Annotated in this window: 17 protein-coding genes and 1 riboswitch; of the genes, 13 read left to right on the top strand and 4 right to left on the bottom strand. The window is 36.3% G+C overall.

Features of this window, described 5'->3' with window-relative positions; translation table 11 throughout:
* Positions 1-119: 119 nt before the first annotated feature.
* Positions 120-1,166, bottom strand: coding sequence for a rod shape-determining protein (locus J3U59_RS02720; protein ID WP_065634343.1), 1,047 nt, complete (start codon positions 1,164-1,166; stop codon positions 120-122).
* A 368-nt stretch (positions 1,167-1,534) separates the two neighbouring features.
* Between J3U59_RS02720 and accB the strand changes: the two genes are divergently transcribed.
* The 3 genes from accB (at position 1,535) to J3U59_RS02705 (ending at position 4,083) form a co-directional block, all read left to right on the top strand.
* Entirely contained in the window at positions 1,535-1,999 is a 465-nt protein-coding gene (gene accB / locus J3U59_RS02715) for an acetyl-CoA carboxylase biotin carboxyl carrier protein (RefSeq protein WP_267333309.1), read from the top strand.
* Positions 2,000-2,028: 29 nt separating this feature from the next.
* Positions 2,029-3,375, top strand: coding sequence for an acetyl-CoA carboxylase biotin carboxylase subunit (gene accC, locus J3U59_RS02710; protein WP_267333308.1), 1,347 nt, complete (start codon positions 2,029-2,031; stop codon positions 3,373-3,375).
* Between the two features lie 69 nt (positions 3,376-3,444).
* Positions 3,445-4,083, top strand: a complete 639-nt coding sequence (locus tag J3U59_RS02705; protein WP_267333307.1) for a bifunctional 4-hydroxy-2-oxoglutarate aldolase/2-dehydro-3-deoxy-phosphogluconate aldolase — start codon at positions 3,445-3,447, stop codon at positions 4,081-4,083.
* A 51-nt stretch (positions 4,084-4,134) separates the two neighbouring features.
* On the opposite strand, the gene J3U59_RS02700 is transcribed toward J3U59_RS02705, so the two are convergent.
* On the bottom strand, positions 4,135-4,905 hold the full coding sequence (locus J3U59_RS02700) for an ABC transporter permease (protein ID WP_267333306.1): 771 nt from the start codon (positions 4,903-4,905) through the stop codon (positions 4,135-4,137).
* Between the two features lie 11 nt (positions 4,906-4,916).
* Positions 4,917-5,843, bottom strand: a complete 927-nt coding sequence (locus tag J3U59_RS02695; protein WP_267333305.1) for an ABC transporter ATP-binding protein — start codon at positions 5,841-5,843, stop codon at positions 4,917-4,919.
* A 206-nt stretch (positions 5,844-6,049) separates the two neighbouring features.
* On the opposite strand from J3U59_RS02695, the gene mog reads away from it, so the two are divergent.
* The 5 genes from mog (at position 6,050) to cysS (ending at position 11,231) form a co-directional block, all read left to right on the top strand.
* Positions 6,050-6,628, top strand: a complete 579-nt coding sequence (mog, locus tag J3U59_RS02690) for a molybdopterin adenylyltransferase (RefSeq protein WP_267333304.1) — start codon at positions 6,050-6,052, stop codon at positions 6,626-6,628.
* Between the two features lie 201 nt (positions 6,629-6,829).
* On the top strand, positions 6,830-7,288 hold the full coding sequence (gene argR / locus J3U59_RS02685) for a transcriptional regulator ArgR (RefSeq protein WP_065634336.1): 459 nt from the start codon (positions 6,830-6,832) through the stop codon (positions 7,286-7,288).
* Positions 7,289-7,391: 103 nt separating this feature from the next.
* A riboswitch (Lysine riboswitch) is annotated at positions 7,392-7,566 on the top strand.
* Positions 7,567-7,647: 81 nt separating this feature from the next.
* On the top strand, positions 7,648-9,009 hold the full coding sequence (gene lysC, locus J3U59_RS02680; RefSeq protein WP_267333303.1) for a lysine-sensitive aspartokinase 3: 1,362 nt from the start codon (positions 7,648-7,650) through the stop codon (positions 9,007-9,009).
* Between the two features lie 350 nt (positions 9,010-9,359).
* Positions 9,360-9,602 (top strand): GlsB/YeaQ/YmgE family stress response membrane protein, encoded by a 243-nt coding sequence (locus J3U59_RS02675; protein ID WP_065634334.1) that lies wholly within the window; start codon positions 9,360-9,362, stop codon positions 9,600-9,602.
* Between the two features lie 234 nt (positions 9,603-9,836).
* Positions 9,837-11,231, top strand: coding sequence for a cysteine--tRNA ligase (cysS, locus tag J3U59_RS02670; RefSeq protein WP_267333302.1), 1,395 nt, complete (start codon positions 9,837-9,839; stop codon positions 11,229-11,231).
* 55 nt (positions 11,232-11,286) lie between these two features.
* On the opposite strand, the gene trmJ is transcribed toward cysS, so the two are convergent.
* Positions 11,287-12,012 (bottom strand): tRNA (cytosine(32)/uridine(32)-2'-O)-methyltransferase TrmJ, encoded by a 726-nt coding sequence (gene trmJ / locus J3U59_RS02665; RefSeq protein WP_416379572.1) that lies wholly within the window; start codon positions 12,010-12,012, stop codon positions 11,287-11,289.
* A 255-nt stretch (positions 12,013-12,267) separates the two neighbouring features.
* Between trmJ and raiA the strand changes: the two genes are divergently transcribed.
* The 5 genes from raiA (at position 12,268) to J3U59_RS02640 (ending at position 17,722) form a co-directional block, all read left to right on the top strand.
* Positions 12,268-12,597 carry a ribosome-associated translation inhibitor RaiA gene (gene raiA / locus J3U59_RS02660; RefSeq protein WP_267333300.1) on the top strand — a complete coding sequence of 110 codons (330 nt, stop codon included), beginning with the start codon at positions 12,268-12,270 and terminating at the stop codon, positions 12,595-12,597.
* 102 nt (positions 12,598-12,699) lie between these two features.
* Positions 12,700-13,851, top strand: coding sequence for a bifunctional chorismate mutase/prephenate dehydratase (gene pheA / locus J3U59_RS02655; RefSeq protein ID WP_267333299.1), 1,152 nt, complete (start codon positions 12,700-12,702; stop codon positions 13,849-13,851).
* A gap of 3 nt (positions 13,852-13,854) precedes the next feature.
* Positions 13,855-14,898: an A/G-specific adenine glycosylase gene (gene mutY, locus J3U59_RS02650; RefSeq protein ID WP_267333298.1), complete on the top strand. Its 1,044-nt coding sequence runs from the start codon at positions 13,855-13,857 to the stop codon at positions 14,896-14,898.
* 69 nt (positions 14,899-14,967) lie between these two features.
* Positions 14,968-16,143: an MFS transporter gene (locus J3U59_RS02645; protein ID WP_267333297.1), complete on the top strand. Its 1,176-nt coding sequence runs from the start codon at positions 14,968-14,970 to the stop codon at positions 16,141-16,143.
* Between the two features lie 538 nt (positions 16,144-16,681).
* A complete protein-coding gene (locus J3U59_RS02640; protein ID WP_267333296.1) occupies positions 16,682-17,722 on the top strand; it encodes an NADH:flavin oxidoreductase/NADH oxidase in 1,041 nt (346 codons plus the stop codon).
* Positions 17,723-17,746: the final 24 nt, after the last annotated feature.

Genomic DNA, 17,746 nt, shown 5'->3' with positions numbered 1-17,746 from the left:
ATAGACTCAAGATCTAATTATTTTAAGATATGACTCCGCCGACAATGTCGGCGGAAAAATGAGAGGTATATTTACTAATCATTTCATTAATTAAGAGTTAGTTAACATTGTTTGAACTTTTACTCTTCACTAAATAGATCACCACCATGCATATCAACCATATCTAATGCTTTGCCACCACCTCGCGCAACGCATGTTAGTGGGTCTTCAGCCACAACAACATGAATACCGGTTTCAGCTGACAATAGTTTATCGATATTACGTAATAATGCACCACCACCGGTTAATACCATACCATGCTCTGAAATATCAGACGCTAGTTCTGGTGGACATTGCTCTAAGGCAACTTTAACCGCACTTACAATACCACTTAATGGCTCTTGTAGTGCTTCTAAAATCTCATTAGAATTTAATGTAAAGCTACGCGGCACCCCTTCAGCAAGATTACGACCACGAACTTCAATTTCAAGCACTTCATCACCAGGATAAGCACTACCAATCACATGTTTAATACGTTCAGCAGTTGCTTCACCAATTAGTGCACCATAATTACGTCGAACATAATTAATGATTGCTTCATCAAAGCGGTCACCGCCAATTCGTGCAGATGCAGAATAAACTACACCATTTAATGAAATAACCGCAACTTCAGTCGTACCACCACCAATATCGACCACCATTGAACCGGTTGGTGCAGAAACCGGTAAATCGGCACCTATTGCTGCTGCCATTGGCTCTTCTATTAAATAGACTTCACGCGCACCTGCGCCTAAGGCTGATTCACGAATAGCACGACGTTCAACTTGCGTTGCGCCAACTGGTACACAAACAAGCACACGCGGGCTTGGTCTTAAAAAACTATGGCTATGCACTTGGCGAATGAAATACTGTAACATTTTTTCGGTAACAGAAAAGTCTGCAATCACGCCATCTTTCATTGGTCTAATCGCTGCTATATTGCCAGGCGTACGTCCTAACATTTGTTTCGCAGCATGCCCAACAGCAGCAACACTTTTAGGTGTGCCAGTACGATGATCTTGGCGAATAGCAACAACTGAAGGTTCGTTTAGTACAATACCTTGACCTTTTACATATATAAGAGTATTAGCTGTACCTAAATCGATCGATAGATCATTTGAAAACATGCCGCGAACTTTTTTGAACATAATGAAAACTCTTCCTAGAATTAATCGTGTTTAAATGTTAGTGAGTATTTGAAGCAACGCATTGTATAAATTATATACTTTTAAAGCAATATTAGGCTAAATAATATACTATTTGATGCTTTTAAAACACCACCAGCTTCAATAATAATTAAGTGCTACTATTGTATCGCAATTATAAAATAATACCTAGAAAATAGTATAACAACAGATCGTAAAGGAGATATATAATGACAAAATCGGTTTTACAGTGTATGCTTCCGCGTTAATGTTGAGTTACTGCCTTATTATCGACTTAAAAGATCTCTTTTAAGATATTAAGGATGCATTAAAATAATTGTTACTTATATCAAATAAACACGGTGTAATTCATGGATATACGCAAAATTAAAAAATTAATTGAATTAGTTGAAGAATCAGGTATTTCAGAGCTTGAAATTTCTGAAGGTGAAGAGTCAGTACGAATTAGTCGTTCTGTTCCCGCTACAAACTATTCTGCGCCAATACAAAATATTCAAATTCCTCAAGCATCCCCAGTTGTCGTTGCACCTAGTGCAGCAGCCGATGTTGTTGTTACTGAAGCTGATCCGATTACGCCTACTGGCACGACTATAAAATCGCCAATGGTAGGCACTTTTTATCGCACACCAAGTCCAGAGTCAAAAGCGTTTGTTGAAGTGGGTCAAACTGTAAATGTTGGTGACGTACTTTGTATTGTTGAAGCGATGAAAATGATGAACCAAATTGAATCAGAAAAAGCAGGCACAATTAAAGCTATTTTAGTTGAAAACGGTCAACCAGTTGAATTTGATCAGCCACTATTCATCATTGAATAATATTCATTTAAAAAATTAAGAGATTGAATATGCTTGATAAAATTCTTATAGCTAATCGTGGCGAAATCGCTCTACGTATCTTGAGAGCCTGTAAAGAACTTGGTATTAAAACTGTTGCAGTTCACTCATCGGCAGATAAAGATTTAAAACATGTTTTGCTTGCAGACGAAACCGTCTGCATTGGTCCAGCAGCTTCTGCTAAAAGCTATCTTAACATTCCAGCATTGATTTCTGCTGCTGAAGTAACGGGTGCGGCAGCTATCCATCCTGGATATGGTTTTTTATCAGAAAATGCGGACTTTGCTGAACAAGTTGAGCGTTCAGGCTTTATTTTTATAGGCCCTAAAGCTGATACCATTCGTTTAATGGGTGATAAAGTGTCGGCAATTCATGCCATGAAAAAAGCAGGTGTACCTTGTGTGCCAGGGTCTGATGGGCCATTAGGCAATGATATGAATACCAATAAACAAATCGCTAAAAAAATTGGTTATCCTGTCATTATTAAAGCATCAGGTGGCGGCGGTGGTCGTGGTATGCGCATTGTTAGAGAAGAAAAAGATCTTGAACAATCGATTAAAATGACAAAATTAGAAGCAAAAACAGCTTTTAATAATGATATGGTTTATATGGAAAAATTCCTTGAAAATCCACGCCATATTGAAATACAAGTACTATCTGATGGTCAAGGTAACGCGGTTTACTTGGGTGAACGAGATTGTTCAATGCAAAGACGTCATCAAAAAGTTGTTGAAGAAGCGCCAGCTGTAGGTATTACACCTAAAATGCGTAAATTCATTGGTGAACGTTGCGTTAATGCCTGCATTGAAATCGGCTATCGTGGTGCGGGTACATTTGAGTTTTTATTTGAAAATGGTGAATTCTATTTCATCGAAATGAACACCCGTATTCAAGTTGAACATCCTGTTACCGAAATGGTTACGGGTGTAGATTTGATTAAAGAGCAAATTTCAATTGCAGCAGGTCAGCCGCTATCATTAAAACAGAGTGATATTCATATTACTGGTCATGCCATTGAATGCCGTATTAATGCTGAAGATCCAAAAACCTTTATGCCTTCACCAGGTAAAATTACCCGTTTTCATGCGCCTGGTGGTTTTGGTATTCGTTGGGAGTCTCATATTTACGCTGGCTACACTGTTCCACCTTATTATGACTCAATGATCGGTAAATTAATTGCTTATGGTGAAACGCGTGAGGTTGCAATTGCACGTATGAAAAATGCCTTAGCTGAATTAGTCATTGATGGGATAAAAACCAACATTGATTTGCATATCGAAATTATGAATGATAAAGGCTTCTTAAAAGGTGGTACGAATATTCATTATTTAGAGAAAAAATTAGGTATTTATGAGTAGTAAACACTAATCGCTACGTTATTAGCGATTAGTGTCATATTTAATATTGATAAAGAATTGGTGAAGCAAATGAAAAACTGGAAAAAAAGCGCTGAAGATATTTTAACACTCGGCCCGGTTGTACCGGTTATTGTTATCGAGCGCTTAGAAGATGCGGTACCACTAGCCAAAGCATTAATCGCAGGTGGAGTAAAAGTGCTTGAGGTTACATTAAGAACGGCTTGTGCTCTTGATGCGATTAAGAAAATTATCAAAGAAGTACCCGAAGCGGTCGTTGGTGCAGGTACTGTGACCACTGTTGAACAACTCAAACAAGTGACTGATGCTGGTGTTGAGTTCGTCATAACTCCTGGTATTACCGACGCTATTTTAAAAGCCGCAGTCGAGGGACCAATTCCAGTTATTCCAGGTATTGCAACCATTTCTGAACTACTAACTGCTCAAGAGTATGGGTTAACGGCATTGAAGTTTTTCCCAGCTGAGATCAATGGCGGTGTGGCTGCATTAAAAGCTTTTGCTGGCCCTTGTGGATATATGAAGTTTTGTCCAACCGGTGGCGTTAATCCAAAAAATTACCGCGATTATTTAGCCCTTGAAAATGTACTTTGTGTTGGTGGAACATGGTTTATTCCAACCGATGCAATAGCAAAAGGTGAATTTGCTAAAATTACTGAAATGGCACAACAAGCTGTTGCTGGTGCACAATAAGATACTAATACGCCGACATTTGTCGGCGGTTAATTGATAAAAACGATCAAACTAACTCCGTAATCCTTTTCCTTTTTCAATCAAATTCCATACCATGATATAAAGTGCTATTACAAATAAAATTAGCATTGAAAAAGTGATCCACAATGATACATCTGTCACCCCTAAAAACCCATAGCGAAAACCATTAATCATATAAACAATAGGATTTAGTTTCGATACCCATTGCCAAAAAGTAGGTAGCATGCTAATTGAATAAAATACGCCACCAAGATAAGTTAATGGAGTTAACACAAAAGTAGGGATAATACTAATATCATCGAAGGTTTTTGCGTACACTGCATTTAATAGTCCTGCAAGTGAAAATAAAATTGACGTTAACAGCAGCGTACATACAACAAAAAGCCAAGAATGAACTTGATAGCGAACAAAAAATAACGATACGATTGTCACTAATATACCAGTTAAAATCCCACGCATAACGCCCCCACCAACATATCCCCAAATTAAAATATGGGTAGGCACAGGGGCAACTAATAACTCTTCAATATTTCGTTGAAATTTGGCACTAAAAAATGACGAGCAGACATTAGTATATGAGTTAGTAATGACAGACATCATAATAAGTCCCGGCACAATAAATGCCATATAATTAAATCCGCCCATATCACCAACACGCGATCCAATTAAGTTACCAAAAATAATAAAATAAAGCGACATTGTAATAACTGGCGGAATCAAAGTTTGCACCCATATTCTTAAAAACCGAGTGACTTCTTTACGCCAAATACTTTTTAATGCAATCCAATATAAATGATTCATTTAACGTTCCCCTATCCCTGCTCACTATGATGCAAAAGATCGACAAATAACTCTTCTAATCGATTTGCTTTATTTCGCACACTTATCACCTTGATTTGTTGTTGATTAAGCTGTTCAAATAATTGATTTAAACCAAGCTGTTTATTAACTTTTACCTCTAACATGCCTGATTCAATATTTGAAAATTGATAACCCTCTAAGGTAATTGGTTCCTTGGTTGGAATATAATCAATAATAATGGTTTCAGATTGACTATTAGCGAGCAAATCACGCATAGAAGAGTTGGCAATTAATTGGCCATGTTGAATAATACCGATATGCCGACATAGCATTTCCGCTTCTTCCAGGTAGTGAGTAGTCAAAATAATTGTAATGCCTTGGCGATTAATCTCGCGTAAAAAATCCCACATTGAACGTCTTAATTCAATATCAACGCCCGCGGTGGGTTCATCTAGAATTAAAAGTTTAGGTTCATGCACTAATGCTCTAGCTATCATTAACCGCCTTTTCATTCCGCCTGATAACATACAAGCGCGGCTATGGCGTTTATCCCACAAATCTAAAATCCGTAAATATTTTTCAGCACGCTCTAAAGCCAATTTACGTGGCAATCCATAATAACCACCTTGGTTAGTTATTATTTGTAGCACTTCTTCAAATTGATTAAAATTAAACTCTTGCGGGACTAGCCCTAATTGTCTTTTTGCATTAACGATATCATTATCTAAGTCATAACCAAATATTTTAACCTGGCCCGATGTCTTAGTGACCAGTGAGCTAATGATGCCTATCGTGGTTGACTTACCCGCACCATTAGGACCGAGTAATGCATAAAAATCACCGGCTTGTACTGTCAAATTAATGCCTTTTAACGCTTGCACACCATTTTTGTAAATTTTTTTAAGCTCAATTAACTCTAGTGCAGGTATTGATGACATGAAAATATCCTAAATAAATAGATTATTATTTACATTATGCTATTGCATTTATTAGAAGGGAAATATTGACAATATAATCTTTAGTTGTAAAGGTCTTTTTAGTATTATTTAGGATATCACAAAGAACAAATGACACCAGATCTAACGCAAGTTGCTAAAATACTAAGATTTGATAGGTAAGTTTTAAATTTGAAGGAATAAAAAATATGATTAAAATTGGACTGGTTTCAGTATCAGATCGGGCATCGCAAGGTATTTATGCAGATGAAGGAATACCGGCTTTGTTATTATGGCTCAAAACCGCATTGATAACCCCGTTTGAAACCGAAAATCGCGTTATTCCTGATGAACAACCTTTGATTGAAAGCACATTATGTGACTTAGTTGATAATTTTCACTGTCACTTAATTTTAACCACTGGCGGTACCGGTCCGGCTTTGAGGGATGTCACGCCAGATGCCACATTAGCTATTGCCGATCGCATCATGCCGGGCTTTGGCGAACAAATGCGTCAAATTAGCTTGCATTTTGTGCCAACAGCGATTTTATCAAGGCAAGTCGGCGTTATTCGCAAAAAATGTTTAATATTAAATCTGCCCGGTAGACCAAAATCTATCCAAGAAACACTACAAGGTGTTAAAGATAGTGAGGGCAATAGCCTAGTTGATGGAATTTTTGCCAGTGTTCCTTATTGTATAGATCTTCTTGAAGGGCCTTATATTGAAACGCATGAACACATCGTCAAATCGTTTAGACCCAAAAGCAGCATAAAATCAGATAATTGATTTTATGCAAATATTATGCATAATTATGAACCATATGCATTACACTCATTGAATATGAGGTGCTGAAACAACCTTTGATATAACGGTTTTCAACATATTTACCAATAAGTTTATGTGAATATTGTTAAGATAAAAGCAGCACAAAAACATTACCGTTAATTCAATGAAACAACCGTCATAAATGAATTCCTAAGGAAAATTATGAAACAAGACGATCTGACTAAAACGTTTAAAGAAATGCTGCTGCAAGAAAAATTTAGTTCTCAAATTAGTATTGTGCAAGCGTTACAAGAACAAGGATTTGATAATATTAACCAATCCAAAGTTTCCAGAATGTTAACCAAATTTGGCGCAGTTAGAACTCGTAATGCCAAATCAGAAATGGTTTATTGTCTACCTGCTGAAATGAGCGTTCCAACAACGAGTAGCCCTTTAAAAAATTTAGTTGTAGATATTGATTATAACAGTTCGATGGTTGTGATTCGTACCAGCCCTGGCGCCGCTCAGCTTATTGCCAGATTGCTTGATTCCATAGGCAAGTCAGAAGGCATTTTAGGATCAATAGCCGGTGATGACACTATCTTTAGTACACCAACTAAATCTTGTTCTGTTAAACATTTATACCAAACTATCATTCAACTATTTGAACAAGAATTATAATCAATGATTGAACATTACGGCATTAATATTTCGTACTTAACCTATTGACAGATTTGACAGAATCGTTAATTCTATATAGCGACACTATTGTAACTTAAGTTACATATAAAGAAGAGGCGCATTACTCAGGTAAATTATTTTAGGTTCTGGTACTTGTTATAAATAATTGAGGGGAGGTAATGCCGAGGTTTGGTTAAACTTCCAGAAATTAACCAGATCGACTACAAGGGCTGAATCCCTTGGGTTGTCACCTAAGCAGGTGGAGCGCTTCCCGGTCTGTACTTTTTCAACGAGAATGTAAATAGCACATACCCTCGCTCTATCTCTGTTAAAAATTAAATTTTTAATATGAGGAATCCATGGAAACATCATTTGTCATTGCCAAGTTTGGTGGTACTAGTGTTGCTGATTATTCAGCAATGGTAAATAGCGCTAACATTGTTATTGCTAACCCTAACGTCAAAGTTGTTGTGTTATCGGCATCAGCCGGAATTACAAATTTACTGGTCGCTTTAGCCGAAGGCCGTGATGCAGAAGTTAGAGCACAGCACATTGCGAAAATCCAATCTATCCAATATAACATCCTAGAAAATCTACCCGAAAACCAAACCTTAAGAGCTGAAATAGATCAAATCATCGCAAATATTGCCTCTTTATCAGAAGCAGCCAGCCTTGCAACATCAGCGGCTTTAACCGACGAACTAGTCAGTCATGGCGAAATTATGTCGTCAAAATTATTTGTCGAAATATTACGAGAAAAACAAAAAAATGCCATGTGGTTTGATGTCCGCAAAGTTATGCGCACTGATGATAATTTTGGTAAAGCTCAACCTAAAATTGACGAAATTAAACAACTTTGTTGCGCTCATCTTAAATCCTTAAATGGTAATGCGTTGGTTGTCACTCAAGGTTTTATTGGTAGTGAAACTAGCGGTAAAACAACAACATTAGGACGAGGGGGAAGTGATTATACAGCAGCGTTACTTGGTGAAGCATTAAATGCGAGTCAAATTGATATTTGGACAGATGTTGCCGGCATTTATACAACTGATCCACGGATTACGCCAACAGCTAAACGTATTGATGAAATATCATTCGCTGAAGCCGCTGAAATGGCAACCTTTGGTGCCAAAGTTTTGCACCCAGCAACGTTGGTACCAGCAGTTCGAAGTAATATTCCAGTATTTGTTGGTTCAAGTAAAGCGCCACAAGATGGGGGAACCATTGTTTATAATACTCACAGTATTCAATCAACCGTACCGACCTTTAGAGCATTAGCACTGCGTCGAAAACAAACCCTTGTTACATTAACAAGTTTAAATATGTTACATGCTCAAGGCTTTTTGGCTAATGTCTTTACTATATTGGCTAAACACAATATTTCGGTTGATTTAGTCACAACATCTGAAGTGAGTATTGCCTTAACAATTGATACTACCGGCACCAACACCAACGGTGGTAGTTTATTAACTAAAGAATTGTTTGATGAGCTCTCTGGTTTATGTCATGTAGAAGTTGAAGAAGATTTAGCGCTTATTGCCATTATCGGTAATCAATTAACATCAACCAAAGGGATAGCTAAAGAAGTCTTTGGGGCGTTAGATGACTATATTATTAGACTGTGTTGTTATGGTGCAAGTACACATAATTTATGCCTTTTAGCTAGAAGTCACGATGCTGAATCCATCATAAAAATTTTACATAAAACAATATTTGAATAAATACCACTAGCAAGAGAAGGTTAATAGCCTTCTCTGTTTCTATTAACCTGTTTCTCACTTACCCCATCAATAAATTAGCTCATAAAATTAACGGTATAAAAAGCCTAGTATCTAACTAAAAATAATTGTAAACTATATCATAAATGATTAGATGAATATCTTACTTCGATATCACGACTTATTTAATCATTTGTTACTAATATATCTACTTGCTATTTCTTTTATCTACATATTTTTATTCTTAATAAGAAGTTAAGTTCAATCAATTAAATTATAAACATTATTTATTAATTTTTTTATACGCTGATAGTCATCATACATTTAAACTTAATCAAACAAAGGAAATCATTATGGGTCTATTAAGTTGGATTATTTTAGGATTACTTGCTGGTTGGATTGCCAAGTTTTTTATGCCACTGGGTAAAGTGGGTGTCATTAAAACAATTATTCTGGGTATTGCAGGCGCGCTAGTTGGCGGGTACATCAGTACTTTCTTCGGCTTAGGAAGTGTCAATGGTTTTAACTTCTATAGTCTGTTAATTTCAGTATTAGGGGCAATATTACTTATTTATATTTATCGTTTACTTAAATAATATCCCTGTTTAGATCTAAATTGGCGGGTTAACCCCGCCGATGATTTGCTATTTTAAGTGCCATTCAACGCATTACTCAACAAATAAAGTGCTCATAAGTAATCAAAGCTACCTATAGTAATTCGGTTAGTCAGAACTATTTTGATTAGAAACATTGTAATAAATAATTTCGTGATAGTTAGATTTTTGTTATATTACCTGACAACATTCACTAAATTAAACGTAAAAATTATAATGTTAAAAATATTCAATACATTAACCCGTGAAAAAGAAATTTTTAAATCCATTCATGCCAATAAAGTTGGATTATATGTCTGCGGCGTAACCATTTATGATCTTTGCCATATTGGTCATGGTCGTACTTTTGTCGCGTTTGATGTGGTAACCCGTTATTTACGTTTTTTAGGTTATGATTTAACTTATGTTCGTAACATTACCGACGTTGATGATAAAATTATAAAACGAGCACTCGAAAATGGTGAAACCTGTGATCAGCTAACTGAACGAATGTTGAAAGAAATGTACGCCGATTTTGATGCACTTAATATTAAACGTCCTGATGTTGAACCTCGCGCTACTCATCATATGCCACAAATCATCGATTTAGTGCAAGAGCTGATTAAAAAAGATCATGCTTATATTGCTGATAATGGTGATGTTATGTTCTCGGTCGAAAGTGATGCTAATTATGGTATTTTATCACGTCAAAATCTTGAACAATTACAAGCTGGCGCTCGAGTAGATGTTGTTGATGTCAAACGAAACCCAATGGATTTTGTACTTTGGAAAATGTCCAAACCCAACGAGCCTAGTTGGGATTCACCTTGGGGTAAAGGCCGCCCAGGTTGGCACATTGAATGTTCAGCAATGAATAGTTATCAATTAGGTCATCATTTTGATATCCATGGTGGCGGTTCTGATTTAATGTTCCCACACCATGAAAATGAGATTGCGCAATCAACTTGCGCGCATAATGGTCAGTATGTTAATTACTGGATGCATTCAGGCATGGTGATGATCGACCAAGAAAAAATGTCAAAATCACTTAATAACTTCTTTACCATTCGCGATGTATTAAAGCATTATGATCCTGAAACTGTACGTTATTTTCTACTTTCTGGCCACTATCGTAGCCAGCTTAACTATAGCGAAGAAAATTTAAAACAAGCAAGAATGGCTTTAGAGCGATTATATACAGCTTTACGCGATACTGATAGCAATTATCCTTATACATTATCAACAGATAGCCAATATTATCGTCAATTTTGCGATGCCATGAATGATGATTTTAATACACCAGAAGCTTATTCAACTTTATTTGATTTAGCTCGCGAAATTAATAAAGCTAAGGCTGAAAATGATATGACATTAGCTAATCAATTAGCAGCTCAATTGCGTTATTTAGCCAAAGTTCTTGGTTTGTTAGAACAAGATCCAATAAAATTTTTACAAGGCGATAATCAAGACGCAGTAGATGTTGAATTAATTGAATCGTTAATTAAGCAACGTAATGAAGCTCGTGCCACTAAAAATTGGGCTCTAGCCGACGAAGCCCGAGATAAGCTAAATGCTATGAATATTGTGCTTGAAGATGGCGCCACAGGAACCACTTGGCGTAAAAAGAGTTAAATAATGTAGTTCATCTAAAGATACCCCATATCCTTGTATGAGGTATCTTTATACCTTATAACTTTTTATCAATGGAAGTTAAAATTCCCCTCAAAATATTTAACTCTGATTGCTCAATTCGCGCACGCGTAAATAATCGACGCAAACGCCCCATAATTTGCCCAGGATGATTTGCATTAATAAAACCTGTTTGTAATAAAGTTTGTTCTAAGTGCTGATAAAACCGTTCAATATCTTCATCCTTTGGAAATTGAATAGCTGAATCACATTGACTGGTTAAAACTGTTTGACGATTTAATAGTGACATTCGAATCTCATAACATAACACTTGCACTGACATTGCTAGATTTAATGAACTGTAATCGGGATTGGCAGGAATACCAACATGATAATGACATTTTTGCAGTTCGTCATTGGTCAATCCAACACGCTCACGGCCGAAAACTAACGCCACATCTGCATTCTCGGTTGCTTCTTGAATTATTTTATCGCCACACTCTTTAGGCGTTAAATTGGGCCACTGCAAGCTACGTGGGCGTGCACTCGTACCAATGACTAAACGGCAATCAGCTATCGCTTGCTCAAGTGATGTAAAAATTTGCGCGTTTTTTATAATATCGCTAGCACCAGCCGCTAACGAAATAGATTGCGAATCGGGTTTTATCACCGGATTGACTAAACAAAGATTCGATAGCCCCATGGTTTTCATTGCTCTAGCCGCTGATCCCATATTACCGGTATGAGAAGTTTCGACTAATACAATTTTTACTTTATCTAAAATGTTCACATCATCCTCGTAAAAAATAAAACTATTGTTAGATCATATTAACAATTAGTATATAGTAAAAATGTTACAAAATGCAGTTTGACTATGGTTTGATTTAATACAACTATAGGATTTTTCTGGACAATAATCACAAAGATTTGTTTGAGTACAAATAACCTATTGACGAAATACAAATAATTTGCCAATGTAGATAAATAAACACACATTAGTGTTTGCTCAATTTGTAAGTAAACAAAGTGGAGGTCAATTATGACTTTAAGTATTACCAGTAAGCAAATGGACATTACTCCAGCAATTCGTAGCTATCTCGAAGATAAGTTTTCGAAACTAGATAAATGGAGAGCACTGTTAATCAACCCTCATTTTATTTTATCTAAAGAACCCGATGGATTTATAATTGATGCAACTATTGCAACTAAAGGTTCCCCCTTAGTTGCTTCGGCAAAACATAGCGATATGTATGCAGCAATCAATGCTTTGATTGAAAAACTTGAAAAACAACTTAATAAAATTCAACACAAAAGTGAATCTAGACGTGCATTTGATAGTATAAAAAGCGCTGTTATTGAAGAAGAATAGTAATTAATTATTTATTGAAATAGAAGAAAAAGGCACTTTGATAGTGCCTTTATTTTTTTGCTTGTTATAATATCACTAACTTTTTTTATATAATGAATAGATATGACTGTAAATCCTTTGTTGCCTTTACGTGACCAAATTAACGAAATTGATCGAAACCTTCTTGAACTCATAGCTAAACGACGCGAACTTTCAACCAAAGTTATTCAGACTAAAATTGCAGCAAATATTCCTGTACGTGATTTAGAGCGTGAACGATCACTAGTAAAAGCGTTGATCAATCAAGGAAAAAACCATAGCCTTGATGACTTGCTGATCAGACGTTTATATCAAATCATTATTGAAGATTCAGTTTTACTGCAACAAAAAATCTTACAAGAGAATCTAAACCAAAATTGTGTTACTAGCGCAAAAGTGGCTTTTTTGGGGCCTAAAGGTTCCTATTCGCATTCCGCTGCTCGCCGTTATGCTAGTGCTAATTTAGAGCAGATGGTTGAATCAAGTTGCTCAACGTTTAAAGATGTCTTTGAACAAATTGAACATAATTTGGTGGATTATGGCATACTACCGATTGAAAACTCGAGTTCAGGATCAATAAATGAAGTTTATGATCTACTGCAAAAAACACATTTACATATTATTGCAGAACTGTCATTACCTATAGATCACTGCATCCTTGCTATACCAAATACTGAGCTTGATAAAATTGATACCATTTACAGCCATCCACAACCTTTTCAACAATGTAGTAATTTTCTAGAAAATTATCCGCATTGGAAAATTGTTTACTGTGATAGTACCTCATCAGCAATGGAAACCGTTGCTAAATTAAATAAGCCTAATGTTGCAGCAATAGGCAATAAAGATGGGGGAGAGTTATATGGACTTAAAATGCTTGAACATAATTTTGCCAACCAAAAGCAAAATATCACTCGCTTTATTGTACTTGCGCGAGAACCGATAGCCGTATCAGATCAAATTCCAGCTAAAACAACAATTTTAATGAAAACCGGTCAACAGGCAGGGGCGTTAGTTGATGCACTGTTAGTGCTACGTAATCATAATATTGTGATGACTAAACTTGAGTCACGACCTATTCATGGTACCCCATGGGAAGAGATGTTTTACATCGATTTACAAGGCAACATCCATTCAGATGAAATGCAAACAGCATTGAAAGAGTTGGCATCCATAACGCTCTATACTAAAGTATTAGGTTGCTACCCAAGTGACTCGCTTGCGGCGATAGTCTAACTAATGAAAATGATGCAACATTTTTCTCAAGCGGTCATTTGCTGGTATGAGCAGTTTGGTAGAAAGACGCTACCATGGCAAATAGAAAAAAGCCCTTATCATGTCTGGTTGTCGGAAGTTATGTTGCAACAAACCCAAGTTGCCACAGTTATTCCCTACTTTAAGCGATTTATTGCGCATTTTCCTAAGATCTCTGATCTTGCCAACGCGCCTATTGACGATGTTCTACACCTTTGGACTGGACTGGGTTATTATGCTCGTGCGCGTAATTTGCATAAAGCCGCACAAATTGTCAATGACAAATTTAAAGGTATATTTCCGACTCGTTTTGATGATGTTGTTGCATTACCAGGAGTCGGACGCTCTACTGCCGGTGCTATTTTATCACTATCACAAAATCAACATTTTGCTATTTTAGATGGTAATGTTAAACGAGTACTGACTCGTTATTTTGCCGTAGAAGGCTGGCCAGGCAACAAAACTATCGAAAATAAGCTATGGCAGTTGAGTGAACAAGTTACGCCAAAACACGATGTCGCAAAATTTAATCAAGCGATGATGGATATAGGCGCGACAGTTTGTACGCGTTCTAAACCTAAGTGTAACTTATGCCCACTCAATGTTGAGTGTATAGCTTACAAAACCGAAAGTTGGCAACAATTTCCAACTAAAAAACCTAAATCAACGCTTCCTGAAAAAACCGCTTATTTTTTGATACTAGAATATCAACACGCAATATGGTTAGAAAAAAGACCGCCATCAGGAATTTGGGGAGGCTTATATTGCTTACCCGAATTTGCAAATCAACAAGCATTAGAAGATTGGTTAATCCAAAGGGGAATTAAAACCACGCCGCCAGAACAATTAATTTCGTTTCGACACACTTTTAGCCATTTTCACTTAGATATTATACCGATCAAGTGTATTATCACTAATTATAAAAAGTGTTTAGATGAGACCAATGGTTATTGGTATAATTTGAAAACTGAGAATGCAAAAATTGGCTTGGCAACACCAATTTATAACTTACTAAAACAATTCGTTTAATATCAAGCCAAGTTTTTCTACCCATATTTTTTGTATATAATTGCCGATTATTTTTATTTAAAATAGCTAATGAACAATACACAAAATCAAGCTTTGTCGAAATGGTTAATCTTTTTAATGGCATTTGCAATAGGTATTACTATTGCCAGTAATTACTATGCACAACCTCTGTTACACTCTATTACCAATGATTTAAACATTGCAGTTGAACACTCTGGCGCGATCATTATGACTGCACAGTTTAGTTATGCTGTCGGCTTATTATTTATTACGCCGCTGGGTGATAAACTCGAACGTAAAAAATTGATACTGATTTTAATGATCTTATCAACATGTGGTCTTATTATTAGCGCTTTATCGATCAATTTATGGATGCTAATACTAGGAACGGCCTTGACCGGACTTTTTTCAACTGTCGCCCAGGTATTAATTCCATTCGCTGCGACCTTATCAAAACCTGAACATCGAGGAAAGGTAGTTGGTACATTAATGAGCGGTATGTTATTAGGTATATTATTAGGTCGAACCTTTGCAGGGGCTATTTCGTCAAATGCTGACTGGCATTATGTCTATTGGATTGCGGCAACTATTATGGTCACTGTCACTGCGTTACTTGGTTTTTGTTTACCTACCTATCGTAATACCATTAATATTAATTATTTTAAACTGTTATTATCAATCGCCACACTCTATAAGCAAGAACCAATATTGAGAATTCGTTCGCTACTGGCAATTATTTCTTTTGCCTTATTTTCACTATTATGGACGCCACTTGCGTTTTTATTGACTGACGCGCCCTACCATTATTCTGATTTTATTATTGGCCTGTTTGGTTTAGCGGGAGCGGCTGGTGCTCTTGGCTCACCGATTGTCGGAAAATTATCTGATATAGGTAAAGGCACACTAGCGACAACCATTGGTTTATGTTTATTACTACTATCTTGGCTACCACTTTCACTAGCACAGTATTCAATCATAGCGCTAATTTTAGGCGTAATATTGCTCGATTTTTCGGTACAAGTTACCCATGTTTCTAATATGAGTGCTATTTATCAAATTAGACCCGATGCCCGCAGTCGAATGAACACAGGTTATATGGTTTGCTATTTTATTGGAGGCATGCTGGGCTCGGTTACTTCAACCTACTTATTTAGCCACTATGGTTGGCTATCGATAGCCATTTCCGGAACGCTATTGGGGTTACTTGGTATCGTCAGTTGGTATATTTACAATACTAAAAAATAGTACAATCATTGAATTTAAATTGATATCACAAACAACTCAACCCTATTTTTTAATAAAAATATTTGAGCTTTAGTTAATATAGTTTAACACATTGTTTATAATCTTATTTTTTCTTCTGCTTAAACAAACCGAATTGTTGATTGTTTAAGATGATCGATTAAATAATCACAATTAACTTCTGATTTTATTATAGATTAGCTTAATTAAAATTCCTGGCACAAAAATTAATCCGAATTGAAAATAATAAAAATGGATAGCATCAAATAGACTAAAAACTAACACAATACCCCTTGTACATAACAAGAAGAAACGGAATAATCCTCTTCTTGCTTAGAATAAGATTATTTATAATACAATATGCTAAATAGCAGTTAATATTGATAAGTACATCGTTGTTCTATAAATTAAAGCAACCATTATGGTGGTAATCATCGCTAAAATGTTTTCAGTAATAGTTAATAATCATAAAGCTACCATCAATATTTTTAAATTAAAAACGGTTTAATGGTCCAATTACTCAATACTTAAGGAGTCATTTATGGCAAAAATTTCATATCTTAATACGCCATTTACTGTAAAAAAATTAACACTCAAAAATCGTATTGTGATGCCGCCAATGTGTCAATATCAAGCAACGGATGGCGTGCCTAATGATTGGCACTTTGTTCACTATGTGTCGCGTGCGGTTGGCGGTGTTGGATTAATTATTGTAGAAATGACTAATATCGCGCCAAATGGTCGAATCTCGCCAAATTGTCTGGGTTTATGGAATGATGAGCAAAAAGATCAATTCAAACGAATTGTTGATGCTGTACATGCACAAAATGGCAAAATCGCCATCCAAATTGCCCATGCCGGACGCAAAGCATTAGGTACATCTGATGTCGTGTCGTGCTCACCAATTAAATATGATGGCGCTAACGAAGCCATGGAAAAATGGCAATACCAAACGCCTCGGGAATTATCCAAAGATGAAATCATCGAGATCATTGAAAAATTCAAACAATCAACCCAAAGAGCAATTGCTGCTGGGTTTGATGCGATTGAAATACATGCGGCACATGGCTATTTGATCCATCAATTTTGCTCACCAAAAAGTAATCACCGAACTGATGAATACGGGCAAGATAAATTATTATTTGCTGAGCAAGTTATCGAAGCCGTCAAATCAGTCATGCCATCGGATATGCCTTTAATAGTGCGTTTTTCAGCCCAAGAATATGGAAAGGACGGCTATGATGTTGAGTACGGGCGTAAACTGGCCAAATGCTTTGCTGATGCTGGCGCTGACGTATTAGATGTCAGTGGAGGGGGGGACGGACAGTTAGATCCAGCACATACCCCTGAATTTCATGCTGGCTATCAAGTATATTTAGCGCAAAGCATTCGCAAAATAACAAATTTGCCGATTATCACCGTCGGTATGCTCGAAGATCCATATGTAGCTGATTATGTATTAAGCACTAAAGATGCTGATCTTATTGGCATTGGACGAGGGTTATTACGCGATCCATATTGGGCTTTACATATCCCATCCTCACCATTTATACCAAGCTCTTATGCTACAGCGTTTAAATAACTCAGTTTTATACTTCATTATCCA

Origin of the sequence: Gilliamella sp. B3783 (assembly GCF_026536125.1) — a bacterium.
Lineage (GTDB): Bacteria > Pseudomonadota > Gammaproteobacteria > Enterobacterales > Orbaceae > Gilliamella.
Note: the sequence above shows the minus strand (reverse complement) of the source record. Positions and strands in the feature narration are given on the sequence as shown.

Coding starts and splice junctions, on each gene's coding strand:
- J3U59_RS02720 (WP_065634343.1), bottom strand. CDS start 1,166: ATGTTCAAAAAAGTTCGCGGCATGTTTTCAAATGATCTATCGATCGAT.
- accB (WP_267333309.1), top strand. CDS start 1,535: ATGGATATACGCAAAATTAAAAAATTAATTGAATTAGTTGAAGAATCA.
- accC (WP_267333308.1), top strand. CDS start 2,029: ATGCTTGATAAAATTCTTATAGCTAATCGTGGCGAAATCGCTCTACGT.
- J3U59_RS02705 (WP_267333307.1), top strand. CDS start 3,445: ATGAAAAACTGGAAAAAAAGCGCTGAAGATATTTTAACACTCGGCCCG.
- J3U59_RS02700 (WP_267333306.1), bottom strand. CDS start 4,905: ATGAATCATTTATATTGGATTGCATTAAAAAGTATTTGGCGTAAAGAA.
- J3U59_RS02695 (WP_267333305.1), bottom strand. CDS start 5,843: ATGTCATCAATACCTGCACTAGAGTTAATTGAGCTTAAAAAAATTTAC.
- mog (WP_267333304.1), top strand. CDS start 6,050: ATGATTAAAATTGGACTGGTTTCAGTATCAGATCGGGCATCGCAAGGT.
- argR (WP_065634336.1), top strand. CDS start 6,830: ATGAAACAAGACGATCTGACTAAAACGTTTAAAGAAATGCTGCTGCAA.
- lysC (WP_267333303.1), top strand. CDS start 7,648: ATGGAAACATCATTTGTCATTGCCAAGTTTGGTGGTACTAGTGTTGCT.
- J3U59_RS02675 (WP_065634334.1), top strand. CDS start 9,360: ATGGGTCTATTAAGTTGGATTATTTTAGGATTACTTGCTGGTTGGATT.
- cysS (WP_267333302.1), top strand. CDS start 9,837: ATGTTAAAAATATTCAATACATTAACCCGTGAAAAAGAAATTTTTAAA.
- raiA (WP_267333300.1), top strand. CDS start 12,268: ATGACTTTAAGTATTACCAGTAAGCAAATGGACATTACTCCAGCAATT.
- pheA (WP_267333299.1), top strand. CDS start 12,700: ATGACTGTAAATCCTTTGTTGCCTTTACGTGACCAAATTAACGAAATT.
- mutY (WP_267333298.1), top strand. CDS start 13,855: ATGAAAATGATGCAACATTTTTCTCAAGCGGTCATTTGCTGGTATGAG.
- J3U59_RS02645 (WP_267333297.1), top strand. CDS start 14,968: ATGAACAATACACAAAATCAAGCTTTGTCGAAATGGTTAATCTTTTTA.
- J3U59_RS02640 (WP_267333296.1), top strand. CDS start 16,682: ATGGCAAAAATTTCATATCTTAATACGCCATTTACTGTAAAAAAATTA.